14 protein-coding genes are annotated in these 19,751 nt (G+C 63.6%); 8 read left to right on the top strand and 6 right to left on the bottom strand.

Annotated features, from left to right (window positions below; translation table 11 throughout):
- Nucleotides 1–193 precede the first annotated feature (193 nt).
- The 3 genes from H0921_RS11050 to H0921_RS11040 all read right to left on the bottom strand — a co-directional run bounded on the left by H0921_RS11050 (nucleotide 194) and on the right by H0921_RS11040 (nucleotide 4,701).
- Nucleotides 194–1,003 carry a MauE/DoxX family redox-associated membrane protein gene (locus H0921_RS11050; RefSeq protein WP_390622564.1) on the bottom strand — a complete coding sequence of 270 codons (810 nt, stop codon included), beginning with the start codon at nucleotides 1,001–1,003 and terminating at the stop codon, nucleotides 194–196.
- A 398-nt stretch (nucleotides 1,004–1,401) separates the two neighbouring features.
- Entirely contained in the window at nucleotides 1,402–3,774 is a 2,373-nt protein-coding gene (locus H0921_RS11045; protein WP_194538141.1) for a WD40 repeat domain-containing serine/threonine protein kinase, read from the bottom strand.
- Between the two features lie 315 nt (nucleotides 3,775–4,089).
- Nucleotides 4,090–4,701 (bottom strand): RNA polymerase sigma factor, encoded by a 612-nt coding sequence (locus H0921_RS11040; RefSeq protein ID WP_194538140.1) that lies wholly within the window; start codon nucleotides 4,699–4,701, stop codon nucleotides 4,090–4,092.
- A 376-nt stretch (nucleotides 4,702–5,077) separates the two neighbouring features.
- Between H0921_RS11040 and H0921_RS11035 the strand changes: the two genes are divergently transcribed.
- The 6 genes from H0921_RS11035 to H0921_RS11010 all read left to right on the top strand — a co-directional run bounded on the left by H0921_RS11035 (nucleotide 5,078) and on the right by H0921_RS11010 (nucleotide 13,400).
- Nucleotides 5,078–5,941 carry an RpnC/YadD family protein gene (locus tag H0921_RS11035; protein ID WP_194538139.1) on the top strand — a complete coding sequence of 288 codons (864 nt, stop codon included), beginning with the start codon at nucleotides 5,078–5,080 and terminating at the stop codon, nucleotides 5,939–5,941.
- A gap of 215 nt (nucleotides 5,942–6,156) precedes the next feature.
- Nucleotides 6,157–9,156: a DNA polymerase I gene (gene polA / locus H0921_RS11030; RefSeq protein ID WP_194538138.1), complete on the top strand. Its 3,000-nt coding sequence runs from the start codon at nucleotides 6,157–6,159 to the stop codon at nucleotides 9,154–9,156.
- Nucleotides 9,143–9,874, top strand: a complete 732-nt coding sequence (gene coaE, locus H0921_RS11025) for a dephospho-CoA kinase (RefSeq protein WP_194538137.1) — start codon at nucleotides 9,143–9,145, stop codon at nucleotides 9,872–9,874. The genes polA and coaE overlap by 14 nt, the downstream gene beginning before the upstream one ends.
- A gap of 566 nt (nucleotides 9,875–10,440) precedes the next feature.
- Nucleotides 10,441–11,901 (top strand): transcription termination factor Rho, encoded by a 1,461-nt coding sequence (rho, locus tag H0921_RS11020; RefSeq protein WP_194538204.1) that lies wholly within the window; start codon nucleotides 10,441–10,443, stop codon nucleotides 11,899–11,901.
- A gap of 141 nt (nucleotides 11,902–12,042) precedes the next feature.
- Nucleotides 12,043–12,588, top strand: a complete 546-nt coding sequence (ribH, locus tag H0921_RS11015) for a 6,7-dimethyl-8-ribityllumazine synthase (RefSeq protein WP_194538136.1) — start codon at nucleotides 12,043–12,045, stop codon at nucleotides 12,586–12,588.
- Between the two features lie 236 nt (nucleotides 12,589–12,824).
- Nucleotides 12,825–13,400 carry a sigma-70 family RNA polymerase sigma factor gene (locus tag H0921_RS11010; RefSeq protein WP_194538135.1) on the top strand — a complete coding sequence of 192 codons (576 nt, stop codon included), beginning with the start codon at nucleotides 12,825–12,827 and terminating at the stop codon, nucleotides 13,398–13,400.
- A 220-nt stretch (nucleotides 13,401–13,620) separates the two neighbouring features.
- Here the strand turns inward: H0921_RS11010 and H0921_RS11005 are convergent, their stop codons facing one another.
- From H0921_RS11005 to H0921_RS10995, 3 genes are all read right to left on the bottom strand, one after another.
- Nucleotides 13,621–14,640, bottom strand: a complete 1,020-nt coding sequence (locus tag H0921_RS11005; RefSeq protein WP_194538134.1) for an EF-hand domain-containing protein — start codon at nucleotides 14,638–14,640, stop codon at nucleotides 13,621–13,623.
- A gap of 183 nt (nucleotides 14,641–14,823) precedes the next feature.
- On the bottom strand, nucleotides 14,824–16,224 hold the full coding sequence (locus tag H0921_RS11000) for a GNAT family N-acetyltransferase (RefSeq protein WP_194538133.1): 1,401 nt from the start codon (nucleotides 16,222–16,224) through the stop codon (nucleotides 14,824–14,826).
- 146 nt (nucleotides 16,225–16,370) lie between these two features.
- Nucleotides 16,371–17,882 carry a hypothetical protein gene (locus tag H0921_RS10995; protein WP_194538132.1) on the bottom strand — a complete coding sequence of 504 codons (1,512 nt, stop codon included), beginning with the start codon at nucleotides 17,880–17,882 and terminating at the stop codon, nucleotides 16,371–16,373.
- Nucleotides 17,883–18,141: 259 nt separating this feature from the next.
- Here H0921_RS10995 and H0921_RS10990 point away from each other — a divergent pair, with 259 nt between their 5' ends.
- Both H0921_RS10990 and H0921_RS10985 read left to right on the top strand, forming a co-directional pair.
- On the top strand, nucleotides 18,142–19,143 hold the full coding sequence (locus H0921_RS10990) for a Uma2 family endonuclease (RefSeq protein ID WP_194538131.1): 1,002 nt from the start codon (nucleotides 18,142–18,144) through the stop codon (nucleotides 19,141–19,143).
- A gap of 42 nt (nucleotides 19,144–19,185) precedes the next feature.
- The gene (locus H0921_RS10985; protein ID WP_194538130.1) at nucleotides 19,186–19,683 is read left to right on the top strand and encodes an acetolactate synthase; all 498 of its coding nucleotides are present in this window, start codon (nucleotides 19,186–19,188) and stop codon (nucleotides 19,681–19,683) included.
- Nucleotides 19,684–19,751: the final 68 nt, after the last annotated feature.

The raw sequence follows: 19,751 nt of genomic DNA, 5'->3' as shown, positions 1-19,751 counted from the left end.
CAGCAACACCGCCAACGCCAGCGAACCACATACCTGCGACAGCCCACCATACACCCGCATCATAAACAATCCTCCCACAACCAGCAACTCACCAACCTCACTCTCACTTCCGGGACCGCCCCGAAAGTTGTTCCCTCTCACCAGAACCGCTCGCCTCTTGACGGAGCAACGGCCCCACAAACAGGTTGTTCCCTCACTCCACACGACACCCCACCACCAACCGTACCACCGGCTGACGCTCGCAATCCGTCCACAACTCCGCCCGCCGCGTCAACCAACCCCGCACCGCCCCCGGTGGCCGCAGCACCACCCGCACCGCCCGCCTTTCCCCCGGCGGAATGGTCAAGGGCAAGCTCGAAGTCGTCACACAGGAACAATCCGAAGTCCCACCGATCACACGGATGGGAGCATCTGTCCAGTTGGTAAGGATAATGTCCTGAACCAATTCTTGACCAGCAGAAGCAGAACCAAAATCGACATAGGTCGGGGCGTAGAGGGACTGGCCATGCAAGCGAGCCAGGGCCGCCTCCAAAGAGCCATAACGTAACCATGCTCCAACCGCCAGCAACGTCAGGATCAGAACCGCACCGACGAGCAGACCGGCAAAGCCAACCCCTCGTGCTTCCTGAGGTGCGGGGGAAACTGTTGATCGGTTCACTCGTGCCAGCAGGAGCAACGTCAGTGCTATGACATCAATGGTGAAGGCCGCCCAGGGACTGGCCCGAATCACCCCAAAGCAGCCGCAATTCGCCTGACCCATCCACCCCAAATAGCCGCTGATGAGGGCGAAGAGACTAAACGTGCCCACCGCCGCCAGCCAGGCCGCTGGGCGATACACCCCAGAAATGAGCCAGACTCCCAGGAGAATCTCCCAGACCACAGCGAGGGCTTGGAGGTGGGGAGCCGTCAGGATTCCCTGCTGCGCGAAGGGGGAGACTGCTTGGCCGGCCAGCTTCAGTCCCGCCGCCGCCAATAGGACAAGACCTACGAGGGGCGGTCCTATGCCAGCCAGCCAGCCAGCCAGCCAGCCAGCCAGCCCATAGTGCGTGTTGTGCGTTGCGAGCCAGACATGGGACGATCCGTTTTGCTGCCAGATCGTGGATTGTCATGATGGTATTCGACGGGAAAGTCAGCGTCAAGGAAAAAATCCCAAATTTTTTTGCCGGGGGTCCGTCAGGAAGAGACAGCCAGGAAGGATGGGCTAGAGAGATTCCGGGGGAACTCCGAGAAATAAGGCGTATAGGTCGCCTGTCGATGGCAAGCAGCCATAGATTTGCAGAGCTCTTGAGATGCCCGTCGTTCGGCACCGCACCATATCCGCTGACTGACAACGGAGAGTCAACAGCCGTGACGGCTCGATAACTTAGCGGCGGGTATTAGAGAAGTCCTGGGTGGTGTGAATCAAGGGGGTGGGGGATGGGAGGGGTCGTTGTGGGGCAGGGAGAGGGGGAGCCGCCAGAGGCGGACGAGGCCATCGCGACCGGCGGCGGCGAGGGTGTGCCCATCGGGTCCAAAGCGGACGGTATGGATGCCCCGTTCGCCGCGCCAGGCGAAAATTTCGCGCCCTTCCGGGACTTTCCAGACTTTGACTGCGCCATCGGAGCCGCAACTGGCAAGCCATTGTCCCTGGGCGCCGAAGCTGACGGCCCAGGCGTCGCCATCATGGGCTTTGAGGCTGAGCAGTTGCGTGCCGTTGGTGGCATCCCAGAGGCGGACGGTGCCATCCCAGCCGCAGGTGGCGAGATGTTCGCCCTGGGGGCAGAAGGTGACGCCGTAAACAGGTCCGCGATGTTCGGCGAGGCGGAGGTCATGTTCGAGACCTTCGCGGGGGAGCCATTGTTGATCGTCGAGGCTCCAGAGGAGGACGGTACCATCGGAGGCGGCACTGGCGAGCCGTCGGCTGTCGGGGCTAAAGGCGAGGGCGTGGATGGTGCCGCGGTGGCCGAGCAATTCGACGGGGACCTGAGTGTCGAGGTCCCACAAGCGGACGGTGGAATTGCGATCGCCGGTGGCCAGGAAGCGGCCGTTAGGACTGAAGGCGGCTGAGCGGGCGGAGTGAGGGTGAGGGAATTTGAGGCCTTCAAAGCGGAGGGTTTGAAGGTTCCAGAGGACGACGGCGGAGTCGTCGCAGGCGGAAACCATGTATTTGCCTTTCGGGGAGACATCGATGCTCCAGATATTGCCGTTTTGGCGAGGTTCAAAGGTTTTGAGCAGTCCCTCAGCTCCGTCGGCGGCGCGGCGCAAGTCCCAGAGGCGCAGGGAACCGTCTTCCGCCCCGACGACGAGGCGATCCGGTGCGGCGAAGGCCAGACTCCAGACGCTGCCGGCTTGGCCGTCCAGAACGATCTGCGGGGGCGGACCGCTGGTGCGGGGCAGGGGCACTTCGACGATCCGCTCGGAGGGAACCGGCGGTCCCTGAAGCAGGGCCATCAGGGCTGCACCGAGGAGCATTCCGCCGAGCCAGGGGAGCAGACCGCGCAGGGATCGCAGGCGGCTGGACCAGTGTCCCCAATGTTTCTTCCAATTCGCCCAGGGCAAGCGGGAAGGTGACGTGACAAAGCATTGACTATCGACGCAGACGCCGGCGGGAAGTTCCAAAGGGCTGAGCTGCTGCTGCCGGGCCAGTTCGCGGGCGAAGTCTTCGGCTACGGCCAAGGCGGTGGGATAGCGGTCCTCCGGGCGCTTGGCGAGCAGTTTGTGGATGATTTGGGCGAGTTCACGGGAGACCGCCGGTTCAAGCTGAGTGAGGGGGAGCGGTTCCTCGTCGGTGATGCGTCGCAAGACAGTCAGGGGGCTGGAGGCGGCGAAGGGGGCCTGCCCGCTAAGGGCTTCGTAAAGGACGGTACCGAGGCTGAAGAGGTCGGTGCGGTGATCGACGGCTTCGCCACGAGCCTGTTCGGGGGACATGTAGAGGGGGGAACCGGCGACGATGCCCGTGCCGGTCAGGCGGACATCCTCCACAGCGCGGGCCAGGCCGAAGTCGGTCAGTTTCACGCGATCGTGGGGGGCTTCCAGGAGGATGTTGGCGGGTTTGACATCGCGGTGGACCAGTCCGGCGGCGTGCGCTGCGGCCAGACCAGCGGCGGCTTGCATGCCCATACGGGCGACGGCAACTCCGTCCAGCTTTCCCACCCGGCGCAGGCGTTGTTCCAGGGATTCACCCTGCACCAGTTGCATGACCAAGTAAGGAAGGCCGGAATGTTCATCCTCTGCCACCTGGTGCACGGCCACGATGTGGTCATGTGTGACGGCGGCAGCGGCCCGGGCCTCGCGGCAGAAGCGCTGGCGGGCCACCTCGTTGCCGACCAGACGCGGGTCGATCACCTTGATGGCCACTTCGCGGTCTAAGTCCGGGTCATACGCCTGGAAAACCACGCCCATGCCGCCCCGCCCCAAGAGCCGCCGGATGCGAAAGGAACCAAGGCGGCCCAGGAACCCCGGTTCCTCCGAAGGGAGCAGGAAGCGGAAATCCTCCGCCGCGGCTTCCTGGGACGGAGAGGCGAAAGCGGCCGTCCGGCGCAACTCTTGTTCCACTGCGGCCAGGGCGCGATAGTAGGCGGAATCACGGGGCAAGTCCCAATGCGCCAGCTCGCGCAGGGCGGCGGTCAAGGATTCGCTTCCCGCGCTGAGAGCTTCCAGCCGCTGCTGGCAGTGGCGGCACTGGGTCAAATGGTCGGCAGCCCAGGCAGCCCGACTGGCGCTCAAGCGGCCGCGCACCAGCCGCTCCAATTCCCCTTCTGCCAGGCATTCGCCCGCTGGTATCACTTCGTTCATGATCCTTGTCCTTGGGGCGATCCTTTCGGGTTCACGCGAGGCCGCCCTCCATTTCCGCTGTCATGTTTTCGCCCCGCTGTTTTACTTCTCTTGGCCTTCGCGGGGGTAAAAGCCGCTGCTGGGATTTACCACAGGGGAAGCGAGGCTTTTCATGACAAAGCGGGGAGCAACGGTGGTTGTCATGCTGCCGGGGTTCCTCCGTATCGTCCGCGGCCTGTGGGGTCTGAGCGGCCGCGGACCGCGAGACGGGGGCAGCGGGGGGACATCGCTGAAGCAACGGGTTTCGTGGCGGCATCGGAAGATTCTCCGTGAGGATCAGTCGTCCTCTTCCGCGAGGAGTCGTTGCACTTCTTCGCGCAAGCGTGCCAGGACACGGCACTTGGCGACATAGACCGCACCGGGGGACATTTTGAGCTGTTCGCCCACGATTGCGGCGGCTTGCCCCTCCACAGCGGTCAGCCAAAAGGCTTGCCAGGTGTTGGGTTGGAACTCATGGCGCACGCGCTCCATCGCTTGCCAGCTCAATTGACGCTGGTATTCTCGCTCCCATTGGGCCTCGGGAGAGTCGCTGGTTTCACGGGCCGGTGCGGCATCCAAACGTTCCTGATGGTTGTCATCACCGCTAGCCCTTGGCCGGCGCCGCTGGGCCAGCAGGAAGTTGTAAATTTTGTTGCGGGTGATGGTGTACAACCACCCGCGGAAGGTTCCCTTGCGGGGATCGTATTCCAGCTCTCCGACGTGGCGGGCTACGCTGCGCAACACATCCTGCATGAGATCGGCCGCATCGGCATCTTGCAGGCCCCTCTGACGGGCAAACCGATAGATCACCGGGCCATAGAGGTGGACAAATTCCCGCCAGGCTTCGGCGTTACCGGGGTCCCGAAGCCGAGCCAGCAAAGTCACGCGTGTCAGAGGCGCCTCCCCCATGCTGCCGTCACTCACACTTCCCGACTCGAGCCTGCATAGCTGCGCACCTCTCGTTTTCCCGCCATTCCAACCCAATTTTTCATTGTAGCCAATGGACCGCTCCCGTGCGCCCCGTTCCCTCTCGCCTTTTCCCTGGGTTTGCTATCGGTTTGGCCTTGGCTTTCCAGCGAACAGCCTTTCGCTTCCGCGTACCCACCCCCTTGCAGCCGCCTCTCATCTCCTTGTTCGCCCGCCTCCCCAGCGGTCTAGCGCCACCATCTCCCATCGGTTACACTTCCGGCAAGACTCGAACGGCGGTAATGGCGCTGCTCCCCCAACCGGCACCACACCAGCACACCGCCAACCCCAACCCCTCCCACCTCCCCGGAGAAACCCGATGGCCGGCGAGTACGACACGGTGACCCGCATCCTCCTCGAACACTGTGCCCAGGACTGGCTCGCCGCCCTCGCCCCCCAACTCCACCTCACCCCGCCCATCGAACCCGAAAAACTCGATCCCGCCCTCGCCACCATCCAACGCTTCCCCGACAGAGTCTTCCGCCTCCGATACCCCCAAAACCACCTCCTCCATCTCGAAATCCAGTCCAGTTGGGAATCCGACCTCCCCCAGCGAATGCTGGAGTACAACGTCTTTCTGCGGGGTCAGCGACGCCTGCCGGTTCGCAGTGTGGTGCTGTTGCTCCATCGCCGGGTGGAACCCCCCGCCTCCTGCGGCCTCCTCGAATATCGGGACATTCAGGGGCAGGTGTATTTGCGGTTCGAGTATGATGTGGTGCGGGTGTGGGAGTTGCCGGGGGAGGCGTTGTTGGAGGGTCCGTTGGGGGCGGCGATGTTGGGGCTGCTGACGGAGTCGGTACGGGAGCGGGTGGAGGAGTGGACGCGGCGGTTCATTCGGCGGGTGGAGCGGGAGGTGGCGGATCGGGAGCGGGCGACGGCGTTGTTGGACGGGGCTTACATTTTGTTGGGTTTGTTGTATGATGGGGTGGAGATAGCCCGGTGGTTTGCGGAGGCTCAAGGGATGAAAGAGTCATCGACCTATCGGCGGATTTTGGACGAAGGCCGGGTGGAGGGTCAGGTGTTGGCGTTGCAGGAGAATGTGTTGTTGGTGTATCGAGAGCGATTTGGGGAGGTGCCGGGGGAAGTGGAGGCGAAGGTGCGGGGTGTGGGGGACGTGGAGCGGTTGCGGGGGATGTTGTTGTCCTTGTTGCGGGTGCAACGTCCCGAAGAGCTACAGTGGTGAGCGTTTCGGAGGGGGCAATCGCTTGGCTATTCCCGGCAAGTGGGAGGTAAGGAGAAATTGGCCCCTTAGCGGCGACCCTGGATCTCCCCCTCATCGACCGCGATCTTATCCTTGGCCCGAATTCGAGAGAGTCTTCTTGAAAAGTCTTGCAGAGAGGATGTACTGTCAAGTCCGAGAAGTTTCCTGCACCGTCATGGAGAGATGAGGGCTAGTCGATGGCCCAAACAGGGAAGCCAGCCGAGAAGACCGCTGCTGGCACCATGTATCTGCTCGACACTCACGGCTTGATTTATCAGATGTTTTATGGTGTCGGGCCGATGACAGCCCCGGATGGCCGGCCAACGAATGCTGTCTTCGGAGTCACGCGGACTTTGATCCGTTTCTATGAACAAGGGGCGGACTACCTACTGGCGGCGATGGACAGCGCGGAGCCGACCTTCCGCGAGGCGATCGACCCGAATTACAAAGCCCATCGTCCTCCCCCTCCGCCGGATTTACTGCTCCAGGAACCGATCATCTATCAGATTCTGGAAGCAATGCATATTCCTCAACTGCGCTATCCGGGCTATGAGGCCGATGACATTCTGGCGACAGTAGCCACCCAGGCGCAGGAGCGGGGTTTGCATGTGTTCCTCTGTACCGCCGACAAAGATTGCCGCCAGTTGATCAGCGAGCATATTCAGATTCTGCATCTGCGCCGCAAAGGGGAAGAAGAGATCATCGATGCCGCCACTCTGGAGAGGGAATGGGGCATCCGTCCGGAACAGGTGATCGACTATCTGGCTTTGACAGGAGACCCCTCGGATAACGTGCCGGGAGTTCCCGGTGTCGGCCCGAAGACAGCGGCGCGGTGGTTGCAGCAGTTCGGCACTCTGGAAAACATCCTCGCCCATCTGGACGAACTGCCCGGCAGTCCCAAGTTGCGGGCGGCTTTGCGCCAGGCAGCCGAAGATGGCACCCTTCAGCGCAGCCGCCAGTTGGTGACGCTGGATCGCCACGTTCCTTTACAATGCGACTGGGCGCAGTGGCGGCGCCAGCGCTGGGATTATCCCCGCCTGCTGGATATTTTTCACGAGTTGGGGTTCCGTACCTTGGCCGAACGGGTCCGTAAGATGCTGGCCGCGGAAGCCAGCGCAGCTTCATCCCCCGCAGCGGCCTCTGCCTCCCCGCCCGCCGGCAGGACCCAACCTGTTCTCTTCGAGACCCCGGCGACGGAAGACACCCCGCGCCCCTCGCCAGCAGCCTCCTCGGCATCTGGAAAAAAGACCACTAAACGTGCACATCGTCAAACCGCCGCAGCCTCGCAAGGCGAATTGTTCCCCGAAGCGGAGGAACTCCCCCCGCCGATCCCTGGCGACACCTGGAGCTACGCCGACTATCACCTGGTGCACACGCCGCAGCAATTCCAGCGCTTTCTGCGTCTGTTGCGCTCGCAAAGCCGCTTCGCCCTTGACCTGGAAACCCGCGGGCTGGACCCCCTCAGCGATCCGATCGTGGGGTACGCCATCTGCTGGCAGGCGGGGCAGGCCTATTATCTGCCCGTGCAGGCCCCTCCCGGCGAAGCCCATCTTCCTGCCGACAAGGTGCGCGAAGCCCTGCGGCCCATCCTGGAAGACCCCGCCATCGCCAAGGTTAACCACAATATCAAGTTCGATCTGGAAGTGCTCTGGGCGAATGGCGTCCGTCTGGCGGGCATCGCAGGCGACTCTATGCTCGCTCATTATCTGTTACAACCCGGTGCGCGCAGCCACGGCCTGGATGAACTGAGCGAACAGTACCTGCACCATCGCAACATTCCCCTGAGTGCTCTGATCCACACCGGAGGGAAGAAATCGGGCAAGCCCCCCACACTGGACCGCGTCCCGGCGGCCCAAGTCCGGGATTACGCCTGCGAAGATGCCGATGCCGCCTGGCGGCTCACGGAACTGCTGGAAGGCCAATTGCGCCAGCAGGGGTTGGACCGCCTCTACACCGAGCTGGAAATCCCCCTCATCACCGTCTTGGCCGATATGGAACTGACAGGCATCTGCCTGGACGTTCCCTTTTTGCAGTCGCTCAGCGTGGCGATGGCCGAGGAGTTGGCTCAATTGGAAGCGGAAATTCACCAACTCGCGGGGCACTCTTTCTCGATCAACTCGCTGCGGGAGCTGCAGAAAGTTCTTTACGAAGAGTTGAAGCTGCCGGTGTACCGCCGCACAGGGATTAAGAACGAACCAAGTACAGATCAGGAGACACTGGAGCGATTGGCAGCGGAAGGACACGTGCTGCCGAAAAAGCTCATCGAGTACCGGCAACTGGCGAAGCTCAAGAACACGTATGTGGATGTGCTGCCGCAATTGGTGCATCCGCGCACGGGGCGTATTCACACTTCGTTCCATCAAACGGCGACCGAAACGGGCCGGCTCAGCTCCAGCGACCCCAATGTGCAGAACATTCCGGCACGGAGCGAGCGGGGCGCTCAACTCCGCAAGGCGTTTCTACCCCGGCCTGGCTGGCAGCTCATCAGTGCCGACTACTCCCAGATCGAATTACGCCTGCTGGCCCATTTCAGCGGTGATCCGACCCTGCGCCGGGCCTTCGCCGAAGGATTGGACGTTCACGCCGCCGTGGCTGCCGAAATTTTCCACGTCCCGATCGAGCAGGTCAGCAAGCAGCAGCGGGCGATGGCCAAGACGGTCAACTTCGGCGTCATCTACGGCATGAGCGCTGCCGGACTGTCCAACCGCTTGAGTATTCCGCGGGAGCAAGCTCAGGCCTTCATCGACGCTTACTTCCAGCGCTATCCGCGCGTCCTGGAGTATCAGAAGCGCGTGCTGGAACAGGCCCACACGACGGGAACAGTCACCACGTTGCTCGGCCGCAAACGGCATTTTCACCCGGATGCTATCCGGCCCGATTCGGACTATCGTCAGCGGTCGCCGGCGGAGCGGGAAGCGATCAATATGCCGATCCAGGGCACGGCGGCTGACCTGCTCAAGACGGCCATGGTGGCGGTGTACCGCCAGTTGCAGGAGCGCGGCTGGCAGGCCAAACTGCTGCTGACGGTGCACGATGAACTGGTTTTGGAAGCGCCGCCCCAGGAGGTACCGGCAGTGGCCGAGATGGTCCGGCATCAGATGAGCACCGCCCTGCCCCTGGAGGTACCGCTGCAAGTGGATGTGGCCGTCGGGCCGAATTGGCTGGATGTGGAGGAATGGAAGGATGGAGCATCCTGAGGGAAGCACGGCGGCTCCAAGCGCAGGGTCGACGGAGTTGCTGGTGCTGGCCCCGCCTCCGCCGCGAGGAGAGACGCACAAGCCGATCCTGGCCCTGGTCGGTCCGCTGGGAGCGGGGAAGAGCACCGCGGCCGAGTGTTTCGCCCGGCGCGGCGGAGCGATCATCGACGGAGACGCTCTCGGCCATGAGGCCCTGCGGCAACCGGCCATCCGCGCCGCGGTGATCCAGCGCTGGGGTTCGGACCTCGTCCGCCCGGACGGCAGCCTGGACCGCCGGGCCTTGGGACGCATCGTCTTCGCCGACCCGGCGCAGCGGAACGCTCTGGAGCAATTGGTGTTTCCCTACATAGAGCAAAGGCTGCGCGAGCAGATCGCCCAAGCTCAGCAGGACCCCCGCTTTCGCTTCGTGGTGGTGGATGCCGCCGTGCTTCTGGAAGCGGGATGGAACCAGGAAGTGGATCGGATTATCTATGTGGATGCGCCGGCGCCGCTGCGCCAAGCCCGGCTGGTTCAGCGCAGCGGTTGGACCCAAGCCGAGATCGCGGGCCGAGAAGCCGCCCAATGGCCCCCCGAACGCAAGCGTGCCGCCGCCCACGCTATCCTCCACAATCACGGCGATCGGGAGGACTTACAGCGGCAAGTCGATTGCCTGCTGCAAACCTGGGGTTTGAGCAATGGCGGCTCCGGGAGCACTAGCCGCGAGCCAGCGAGTAGCTAAGGTTATTCCTCAGAGACATTCTTCAGCCCGCAGGATGGGGGCTGCTATCTTTCCAGCGTCGGGTGCGTTCCCTGGAGCGCGGCCACGCCTCCCGCCCCGACCGGCTTGATGCGACGGATCGTAACCTACCCGCCACTGAGAGGTTGACCATGTCCGAGACGCATTCGGAATCTGCGAAATCTGTGCGTACCCGTGCCCGCAGCCGTGCGGCGGGAGATCCGCCATCCCCGCCTGCTATCCCGGCGGAAAACAGCAGCGCGGCGGCCCCTCCTGCCCGTGCCCGGCTGACCGTCAATCCCGAAGAGTTCGCCGCGGGCATCATGGACGCCGCTCCGCCCTCCACGGAAACACCGGCAGCACCGGCCCCAGCCCTGCCGGCCCCCGCTGTCCCAGCGACGGCTCTCCCCGCTCCAACCCCCACCAACGGCGATCACGCCGAGCTGGCCTCTTTCGCCCCCGCAGCAGCCCTTTCCTCACACCCTGAGGCAGCTCCCGCTTCGCCCGAAAACGCCGAGGCTGCTGGGGCAGCCGATCGGTCCGCCACCGCACTCCCGGAGCCAACGGGTATGGTTTCCTCCCCTTTGGATGCCACTGGCCCTTCTTCTCCTTCCGCTACCGCAGGAACGGAAACCGCTGGGTCTCCTCACTCTGCCGCCGCAGGAACGGAAACGGCCGCGCCACCCGTCATCCCCCCGATCGATCCGAATGAGTACGGCTTCGACGCCGAAACCAATTCCCGTTTCGAGCAGATCAAGCGGGGCAATACCTACATCAGCGAACTGCAACACATGACGATCCCGCAGTTGCACAAAACGGCTCGCGAGATCGGCCTGCCCCGCGAGGAATACATCGGGTTGAAAAAGCAGGACCTGGTGTACCGCATCCTCAAAGAGCTGACCAAGGCCAACGGTCTGATGTTCGGGGAAGGCACGCTGGAAGTGCTGCCCGATGGTTTCGGCTTCCTGCGCAGCCCGGACTATAACTACCTCCCCTGCCCGGACGACATCTACGTTTCCCCGTCGCAGATTCGCCGTTTTGGCTTGCGCACCGGCACCATTGTCGCCGGCCAGACCCGCCCCCCCAAGGAAAATGAGCGCTACTTCGCCCTCCTGCGCATCGAGGCGGTCAACTACCAGGCCCCCGATCTGCTGGCCCAGAAGGCCGTCTTTGAAGACCTCACCCCCCTCCATCCCACGGAACGGTTCAAACTGGAAACCACGCCCCAGGAGCTGAGCACCCGCATCATTGATCTGATCACGCCGATCGGTAAAGGACAGCGGGGGCTGATCGTCGCGCCGCCCCGCACGGGCAAAACCATCCTGCTCCAGAAGATCGCCAACGCCATCATTCACAATCACCCGGAGTGCTACGTCATCGTCCTGCTCATCGACGAGCGCCCGGAAGAAGTCACGGACATGAGCCGCACGGTCATCGGGCCGCGCGTCGAGGTCATCTCCAGCACCTTCGACGAACCGCCGGACCGCCACGTCCAGGTCAGCGAAATGGTGATCGAAAAGGCCAAGCGCCTCGTGGAGTACGGCAACGACGTGGTCATCCTGCTCGATTCGATCACGCGGCTAGCCCGCGCCTACAACGCCCTGGCGCCGGGCAATGGCAAGCTGCTCTCCGGCGGACTGGAAGCCACCGCCCTGCACAAACCCAAACGCTTCTTCGGCGCGGCCCGCAACCTCGAAGAAGGCGGCAGCCTGACCATTCTGGCCACCGCCCTCATCGACACCGGCTCCCGCATGGATGAAGTCATCTTCGAGGAGTTCAAAGGGACCGGAAACATGGAAATCCACCTGGACCGCCGCCTGGTCGATCGCCGCGTCTATCCGGCCATCGACATCAAGCGCTCCGGCACACGTAAGGAAGAGCTGCTCCGCAGCGAGGAGGAGATGCGCCTGATCTACATCCTTCACCGCGCCCTGGCCGACATGAATCCGGTCGAAGGCATGGAATTGCTCCTGAAACAACTGAGCAAGCACAAGACCAACGAGGAGTTCCTCAACAGCGTCACCAGTTGACCTTGACCGCTGCCGCGATAGGCGGCCCGCCTGGTCTCTCAGGCTGGTCACGTTTCCTGAGTCCTAAGGCTGGTCGCGTTTCCTTCAGACTTGAGGTGAATCTCCCGCCCCTTTGGCCTGCACGAGGTGAATCTCCCCGCCATGTCTGCCTCCGGCTTTTCCGCTCCCGCGCCTGGTACGCTCACACGCTACGAGGGGGAATTGACCCCCCTGGAGGGCCGCTTCGCCCTGATCGCTGCCCGCTTCAACGATCTGGTGGTGGACCGCCTCATTGGCGGAGCGCAGGAAGCCCTGCGGCAGCACGGCATCGGTCCGGAACGGATCGACCTCGTCCGCGTTCCCGGCGCCTGGGAGATTCCTCTAGCGGCCTTGCACCTGGCCCGGTCGGGGCGCTATGCAGCTCTCATCTGCCTGGGGTGCGTCCTGCGCGGCCAAACGGACCATTACGAATACGTGGCCAGTGCCGCCGCTCAAGGCATCGCCCGCATCGCTCTGGACCGCGGCATTCCCATCGGCTTCGGCGTCCTCACCTGCGAGACCCTGGAACAAGCCCTGGATCGCGCCGGCGGCAAGGCGGGCAACAAAGGGGCGGAAGCTGCCCTCGCCGCTCTGGAAATGGTGCATCTGCTCCAGCGCCTGCCGTTTCCCGCCCCCGCCTCATCCCCTTCCGCAGGGGGAACCCGCTGACCCCGCTTCCAAACAGCGGTCCTGACTGGCTTGATGGAATCCGAAAGTGACCGACGGCCCACGACATCCGCCAAGGTTGCCAGACGGAAGCCGACGCATCGGACGCCAACGAACCCAGCAAACCCACCGAAAACGAACCCGGCCCCAGAGCGAGATGTACCCCCCAAGTGGTCCGGATATAATGGGAACAAGCCGAGGAAGGGAACGCCCGGCATTCATCACACAGGAGGAAGGGTATGGCTCGATCACACGGGGAATCGTCCGGTTCGCGCCGGATGATGATGGCAGCCATGGTGCTGGGGGCCTTGGCCAGCACCCCGGCGGCGCGAGCTTCCCCGCCACCGCAGGTGGTCACGGACATCAGCAAATACTGCCAGGCCTGCTGGCGCAATGCCCGTCTGCCAGCCGACCGTTGGGAAGATTGCACCCACGAAGTGTTCGTCCGCCTGCTGGAACGTCTCGGCGCGGAAGGCTGGACCAGCGTCCTCGACGCGGAGGATACGCAGGAGCGCCGGGAGTTCCTCCGAGCTATCGACACCGTGCGCAAGCGGGTCCAGCGGGAACGGAAGCTGCAAGCCCTGCCTGCCGATCTGAGCGCCCCTGCCCCCCTGCTCCTCCCCCAGGAGGAGCGCGAATTCCTCGCCCAACAGGCCTTGCATCTGCTCACGCCCCGCCAGCAACGGGTGCTGCAACTGGTAGCCGACGGCTGGAAAGTGCCCGACATCGCCCGCGAATTGGGCACTACACCGGCCCGCATCAGCGACGAAAAATACAAAGCCATCCGCAAACTTCAGCACCACCTGGGCCTCTGAACCGCTCGACTTCCGGCCCTCGAAGCAAAAATCGTCCCGCCCACACCCCTCCCCGCGACGGCGGAAGTCCTACACGATGGCGAAAAAGCCTCAACTCCCATAAATGCATGGGAAGCCCCTGCCCAGTTTCCCCCAGGAGTAGGCCTCCCATCGCGGGCGCAGTCCGCACGGGTGCTTGTTGGAACTTGCTAGAAAAGAGAGGCGAGCCAGGAGGGAATAATCAGGGCTTGAGGCTGCCGGGCGGGCGGCCTGGCCCCGCCGGCAGCGGCGGCTCCTTTTTGATGCCGCCAGTCAAGGGAAGCGGCAAACCCTCGCCTGCGGATTTGTTCGGAGCGCGGGTGGAGCGAAGGTATTCCGCCAGAGTCAGCAGGTGATCGCCGTCGCCATCCATCTGCTGGAACAGCTCCAACGGCTGGCCGGCCTTGAGCCACTCGTGCAGGGCGAGCTGACCGTCCTCATCGCGGTCCCATTCTCGGAACCAGGGCGGCACGAGAGGGGCGCTCGCTGCTTTGCCTTCGCGCTCGCTTCCGGCACCGGCCTTGGCTTGGAGGGATTGCGTCACGGCCGTCACCCGTTGTAAGAAGTAGCGGCGGTATTCGGTGCGGTCGATCCGGCCATTGCCATCCACATCGGTGCTGCTGCGCTGCTGGCGCAAGGCCGTGGTCATTTCCGTCACGTCGAGGACTCCGTCGGCATCCTGATCGAGTACGCGGAAGACGCGGTCCGCCTCGCTGTCCATATCCGGCAGGTCTTCCGCTCGGCCTCCGTCCCGCCAGAGGACCCGTCGAACGTAGCGCAGAAACTCCTCCCGGTTCACGGAGGGAACCGGTCCCAACTCCAGCCGCTGACACACCTGATCGAATAGTTCCGCCAGTTGCGGGGTGGGAGCCTGGGAGCGCCGCCACTGCTCCGCCCCGCCCGCCAATAGCTCGAACCACTGCTGGAAATCCTCCTCCTTCTGCGGATTCACCGCTTTGCCGGCAAACGCCGCTTGCATCTCCCGGTACCAACGGGCACGGGGAGACGTGCTCTGCTTGTGCCAGCGTTCGGCATAGCGCTGCACCGCTTGCTCTTCGAACTGCTCACGGGAGTTCTCCGCTGCCCTCAGGAGCAGCGCTTCCGCCCCCAGCAACAGCAGCACTGCGGAACAAGAGCCGCATCGCCTCAGCCGGAGTCTTCGCCACGTCCAGAGAACTTGGGAAAAAACGGAGGCCACGATCATTTTGGCAGCGTGGTTCATGATGTCGCATCCTGAGGACTGCGCCTCCCCCAAATCGGCAGCGAGGGATAGAGGCACAGCAGGGGTGGGAAAGTTGGGCCGCCGCAGAGGCAGGCAAAAGCGCGGCGAGCGATAGGGAGATTATACCATCCGGCAGAGGAGCTGTCACGCCGAAGCGGCTCAAAAACAGTCCGATTCCCCAGCTCATTCGGAAGCACCGCTTGCGGTGGAACTGCTTTCGGCAGGACACGTCCGGCGGGGATCAATCCGGGGCGGCTGGGTCGCATCAGGGGGAGTAGCGGTCGCAGAATCTGGCTGGGGACTGGAGGACGAAACCGGGGGAGCAGACAGCGGAGGGGAAAACGGGAGGTCTTCGTGTTCGGACCGGCGGCGATTGTCAAAGATGTAATAGATGGGATAGCTGAAGCGGCTTTTGCGGCGGCTTTCGGCACTGAGGCGGGCGCCTCGGCCATAGATGGCGGCAGCATCTCCCCGGTGGGAATGCCGGACCACTCCGACCCGCACGAAGCCGGCTTTTTCAAAAAAAGCCCCCGCGGCGTGGCCCAGGGCGGAGAGCGTCTCAATCCAGTCCACGGGACAAAGCTGGCAGGCACGCCGCACGAAGGCGGCGGCAATCCCGGCGCCCCGATAGTCCGGATGCAGCACGATCCGCTGGAGCAGCCAGAGCTGGGCATTAAGGGCTTGCAAGACCAGGCGGGAACGCGGCTGATGCAGGCCGAACCAGCGGTTGCGCCAATGCAAGGAGGCGGCGGGAGCACTGAAGACGCAAATCCCGATGGGCCGCTGGCCATGCCAGAGCAAGGTCACGCGCCGGACGCAGCCGAGATGGTGGCTCCGATAATGCCACCGTGCGAAGTACGGCCAGTCGCGCACGGTACCGTCTGAAAGCCACAACTCCGGGGCAAAAGAAATGTGGCGGCGCCTTTGCTCCCTCCGGCGCTCCACGCGCATCACGCCCCCTGCTTCGCACTGAACCAGCAGGTCCGGTTGCAGGTCTTCGATCACGTCCTCATGCGTTGTAGCCAGCAATAGGCCGGCCTGTTGCCGCCGGGCCAGCTTCGCCAGATTGTACGCCGTCACCTTGGCACTCAGGCGATCCAGCGTAGCCGTGAACTCGTCTGCCATCAGCCAGGCATCGCGGCCTGCACTCCGCGCCTGTTCGATCGCCCGACACAACCCCAACGCCAAGCGGAAGCGATAGCGCTGGCCCTCCGACAACTCCCCCGGACAGCGCAACAACAGGCGGGCCTCGGCCAAGCCGCAGCCGCTGAACCACTCCAGCCGCTCTGTCAACGTGGCGCCCGCCACCGCCTCGATAAGCGGCACCGCCGGCAACTCCACACCCCAGGCGTCGATCGCTCCCAACTGTTCCCCCGCCGCCCGCAACAGCGACGACTTGCCCGAACCGCTTCCCCCCGTAAACAGCACAATATCCCCCGGCCGGACATCCAGCGACACTTCCTCCGCCACCGTGTACGGCCCCTCCTCTTCTTCCAGGCCGAACAAATCGAGTACCTGGTTCGTCCACAACGATCGCCGCACCGGCCGTAGGGGATAGCGAATCGTGATCGGCGACAATGGCATGGCATAGCCCTCCGCGCAGGGTTCCCTCATCCCGTCTCAGATCCAGACTCTTCCTCCGTGAACTTCCCTCTTCTGCTGTCTTTTCCCTGGGTTTGCGCCTGCTCTCGCCGGCCTCTCCGCCGCCTCTAGCCCATCCCCTCCGCCCTCTAGACCCAGCAGCGGGGTTCTGGCCGGTGGAGCAGATAGCTGCATCCCATAGCGGCGGCATCGAGGAGATCGTCGTATTCCCCGCAGGGGAAGGAGATCATCTCGTCGTAGAGTTCCCGTTGGGTGATTACCGGCTGGCCGTGGCCGTCCCCCTGGAGGCGGAAGATGCCGTTTTCCACTGCCACGCTGAAGGCGGCGAAGCGAGAGGCCTTGTCCGCATGGTGAACGATGCTTTTGAGGCGGCCCCCGAAGAGGGAGTGCTGCACCATGAGGTCGCGCAGTCCGGCGAAGGCGGCATTGGACTCGAACAAGATGACCGAAGGATGCCATTGCTGGTCCCACTGATCCAGCAGTTGCAGCAAGCCGGGGGCATCCACGCGCCGGGCGGTGCAGGCCAATACACGGACTTCTACCCCTTCGCTCCAGGGCAGATGGGGATCGTGCCGCCGTACCCGTCCCAGGACCACCAGCGCCGAGCGATCCGCCGCCTCCGATCGGCTCACCGCTGGGTCTACCGCCAGGATCACCTGTTCCAACGGGGCCGGTTCCTCCCAGTAGCGCACCCACTCCGCGCGCAGGAGCGTCTCTCCTTCGGGAATGGGCACCAGGCGGTAGCCACGGCCAAACGCGGTGTTACCCACTTCGAGCCGCCGGGCTTGCAATCGCTGGGAATCCCACCGCCCCGGCCAGACCGGCTCAAAGGCATGCGTGACCGCCCGACGCAACAGGCCGTACATCAGGCTCTTCTGCAAGCGTGCCCCCAGATCATCCCGATGCCACGGCGTGAACAGCAGCCAGCAGCGCCCCTCCGGCTCCAGTAGATTGAGCAGATTCTCGTGAAAATAGCTGCACACCCATTCCCGCACGACCCGGCTGCGAATCGCCCGCACATCCACAATGTCGTCGCACACCAACAGGTCCGCCCGCGTCCCCGTGCTCCCACCCCCCACGCCGAAAGTGGACACACTTGGACCCAGCACCCGCGTCCACCGCTCCACTTGCAACGTTCGGCTCCGCCAGGGATGGGCCGGACGCAAATCGGGAAACACCTCGACTCGCGGACCCTCCTCCCGCTCCAGCCACTCCCGCAGCAACCGGCCCCGCTCCGTCGCGATCCCTTCCGTCGCGCAGACCACCTTGATCCGCAATTCCGAACTCCGCCCCAACTCCCAAACCAACCGCCCGCACACCTGCGTCGTCTTGCCGTGGTCCCGCGGCAATGCCACCAGAGCATGCGAATAGCAACTGAGAAATTCCTGGACCTCCTCGTGGACCCAGCCCCAGTTCCACGCCCCGCCGTCCACCTCCAGCAAACACCGCTGCAAAAAATGCCCAGGGTCTAGGGCGGATTGCCACCGCTCCCACGGCCATAAACAGTCCACCTCGTCCAGTTCCCATAGCTCGGCGGACTCGGACGCCTCGGCTTCCCCCTCCTCCGCCTCCTCTTCCTCCACCTCGATCTCTTCCTCCAGCATGTCCTCGTCCATCTCCAGCTCGTCCCTTTCATCCATTGCCTGTTTCCTCCTGGGTTCCCTGAAACCGCCCTGCCAGAACAGCGGGAGAAGGCCGCTCCCTTCCCTCCGGCCTAGCGATCCGCTCGGCCTCGCAACTCCGAACGGACCAGCCTTGCGCAGGCGCTCTATCCCAGTATGCCTACTAAATGTACAAAAGTCAACTAATTTCCGCCCCCCTTGTCCGCATCCTCTTGTCATGCCGGAGCTTGGCGGGTTAGACTGGAGGAAGGAAGTTCTCGACCTGCTGGAGGGGATCATGGCTGGACAAAGGGCCTCGACATCCGCGCGATCCACGCCGCAAACCGATCCCTTCTTCTACGGCTGGCGTTATGTCACCCGCCAGACACCGCAGGGGAAGGTCATCGAGCAAGTGCCCCTCACCGAGGAGGACATTCTGCATCCGCAGGAGGGGGACTTCATCGTGCACAATGCCGCCCACGATCGCGATGTGCGCTACCTCCAGGCGGTGATCGAGGATCGCATCGCCGACCAGCCGGAGAAGCTGCTCCTGTGCGACCATCGCGTGCTGTGGGACTCGCCGGAGTTGGGGGCTTACGGTCCGGACTTGATCCTGTTCGATCAGGTCAGCCAGCCGTGGAATCCGCATCGGGGCACGCTTTCCGTCTGGGACATCGGCGCGCAGCCGGTGTTGGCCATCGAAGTGACTTCACCCAGCACGCGCGACACCGACCTGACGAAGAAAGTGGACCATTACTACCGCGCTGGCATCCCCTGGTACATCATTGTGGACCACATGGGGGATGAGGATCACCCCAGCCTGCGGCTGCTGGCCTATCGGGCGACGCCGGAAGGGTACGTTCCGGTCCCCCTCCAGCCCCAAGGGTTGTGGGTCGAGCCATTGCGCTTGTGGCTTCAGGTCGAAGGAGACCGCGTCTGGTGTGCCGATGAGCAGGGCCAGCGCATTCCTGACTTGCGGGAGCAGCGCGATCAGGAACGGCAGCGCGCCCAGCAAGCCCTGGAGCAAGCCGAGGCCGAACGCCGCCGCGCCCTGGAGGAACACCACAGAGCCATCCAAGCCCAACAACGCGCCGAAGAAGAACACCGCAAAGCCATCCAAGCCCAACAACGCGCCGAAGAAGAACACCGCAAAGCCATCCAAGCCCAACAGCAAGCGGAAGAGGAGCGCCAGGCCCGTCTGGCTCTCGAAGAAAAGTTGCGGCAATTGCAAAGTGAATTGCAGCGCCTGCGCCCTCTGCCGACCGCCGAGGGGCGCGAAGAGGCCTCCGGCTCCCCGTGATCCGGTCCAAGGCAGCGCTCACACCAACCCAGGGAGGAGTTTATGCAACAAGGGGAAGAATCCGGCGTCACTTACGATCTGGACACCTCACGCGGGCGGGATTGGCCGAGCGTCCGGCAGTTCAACATCTTCCTGGCCAACCGCCTGGGAGCTTTGCTCGATCTGGTCCGCCGCTTTGAAAAGACCGACATCCGCGTCGTGTCCCTCACCGTGGTGGAAACCGCCGACTGTGCCATCATCCGCCTGGTACCCAGCGACTACGAGCGCGGCTACGAAATCCTCAAATCGGCGAAAATTCCCTTCACCGAAAGCGACCTGCTCGTGGTGCAACTGCCGGAGGACAAACATCCGCTTTTGACCATCACCAAGGCCCTCGTCAACGCCGAGATCAACATCTGCTACATGTATCCGCTCTTATCGGGGGTCGGGCCGCAGCGGGCCGGTGCTATCGCCGTGTATGTGGACGACTTTGAAGGGGGCGCCGCCGCCCTACGCGCCCAGGGCTTCACCCTCTTCACCGAAAACGACCTGAAGGAATGAACTCCCAAACGCCAGAGAGGATAGCTCATCTGCGCCAGGAATGACCATCGACCGACACCGGCTGGAAA

The sequence above is a fragment of the Thermogemmata fonticola genome (assembly GCF_013694095.1).
Classification (GTDB): Bacteria; Planctomycetota; Planctomycetia; order Gemmatales; family Gemmataceae; genus Thermogemmata; species Thermogemmata fonticola.
The sequence above is the reverse complement of the archived record's forward strand: the minus strand, read 5'-3'. Positions and strand labels throughout refer to the sequence as shown.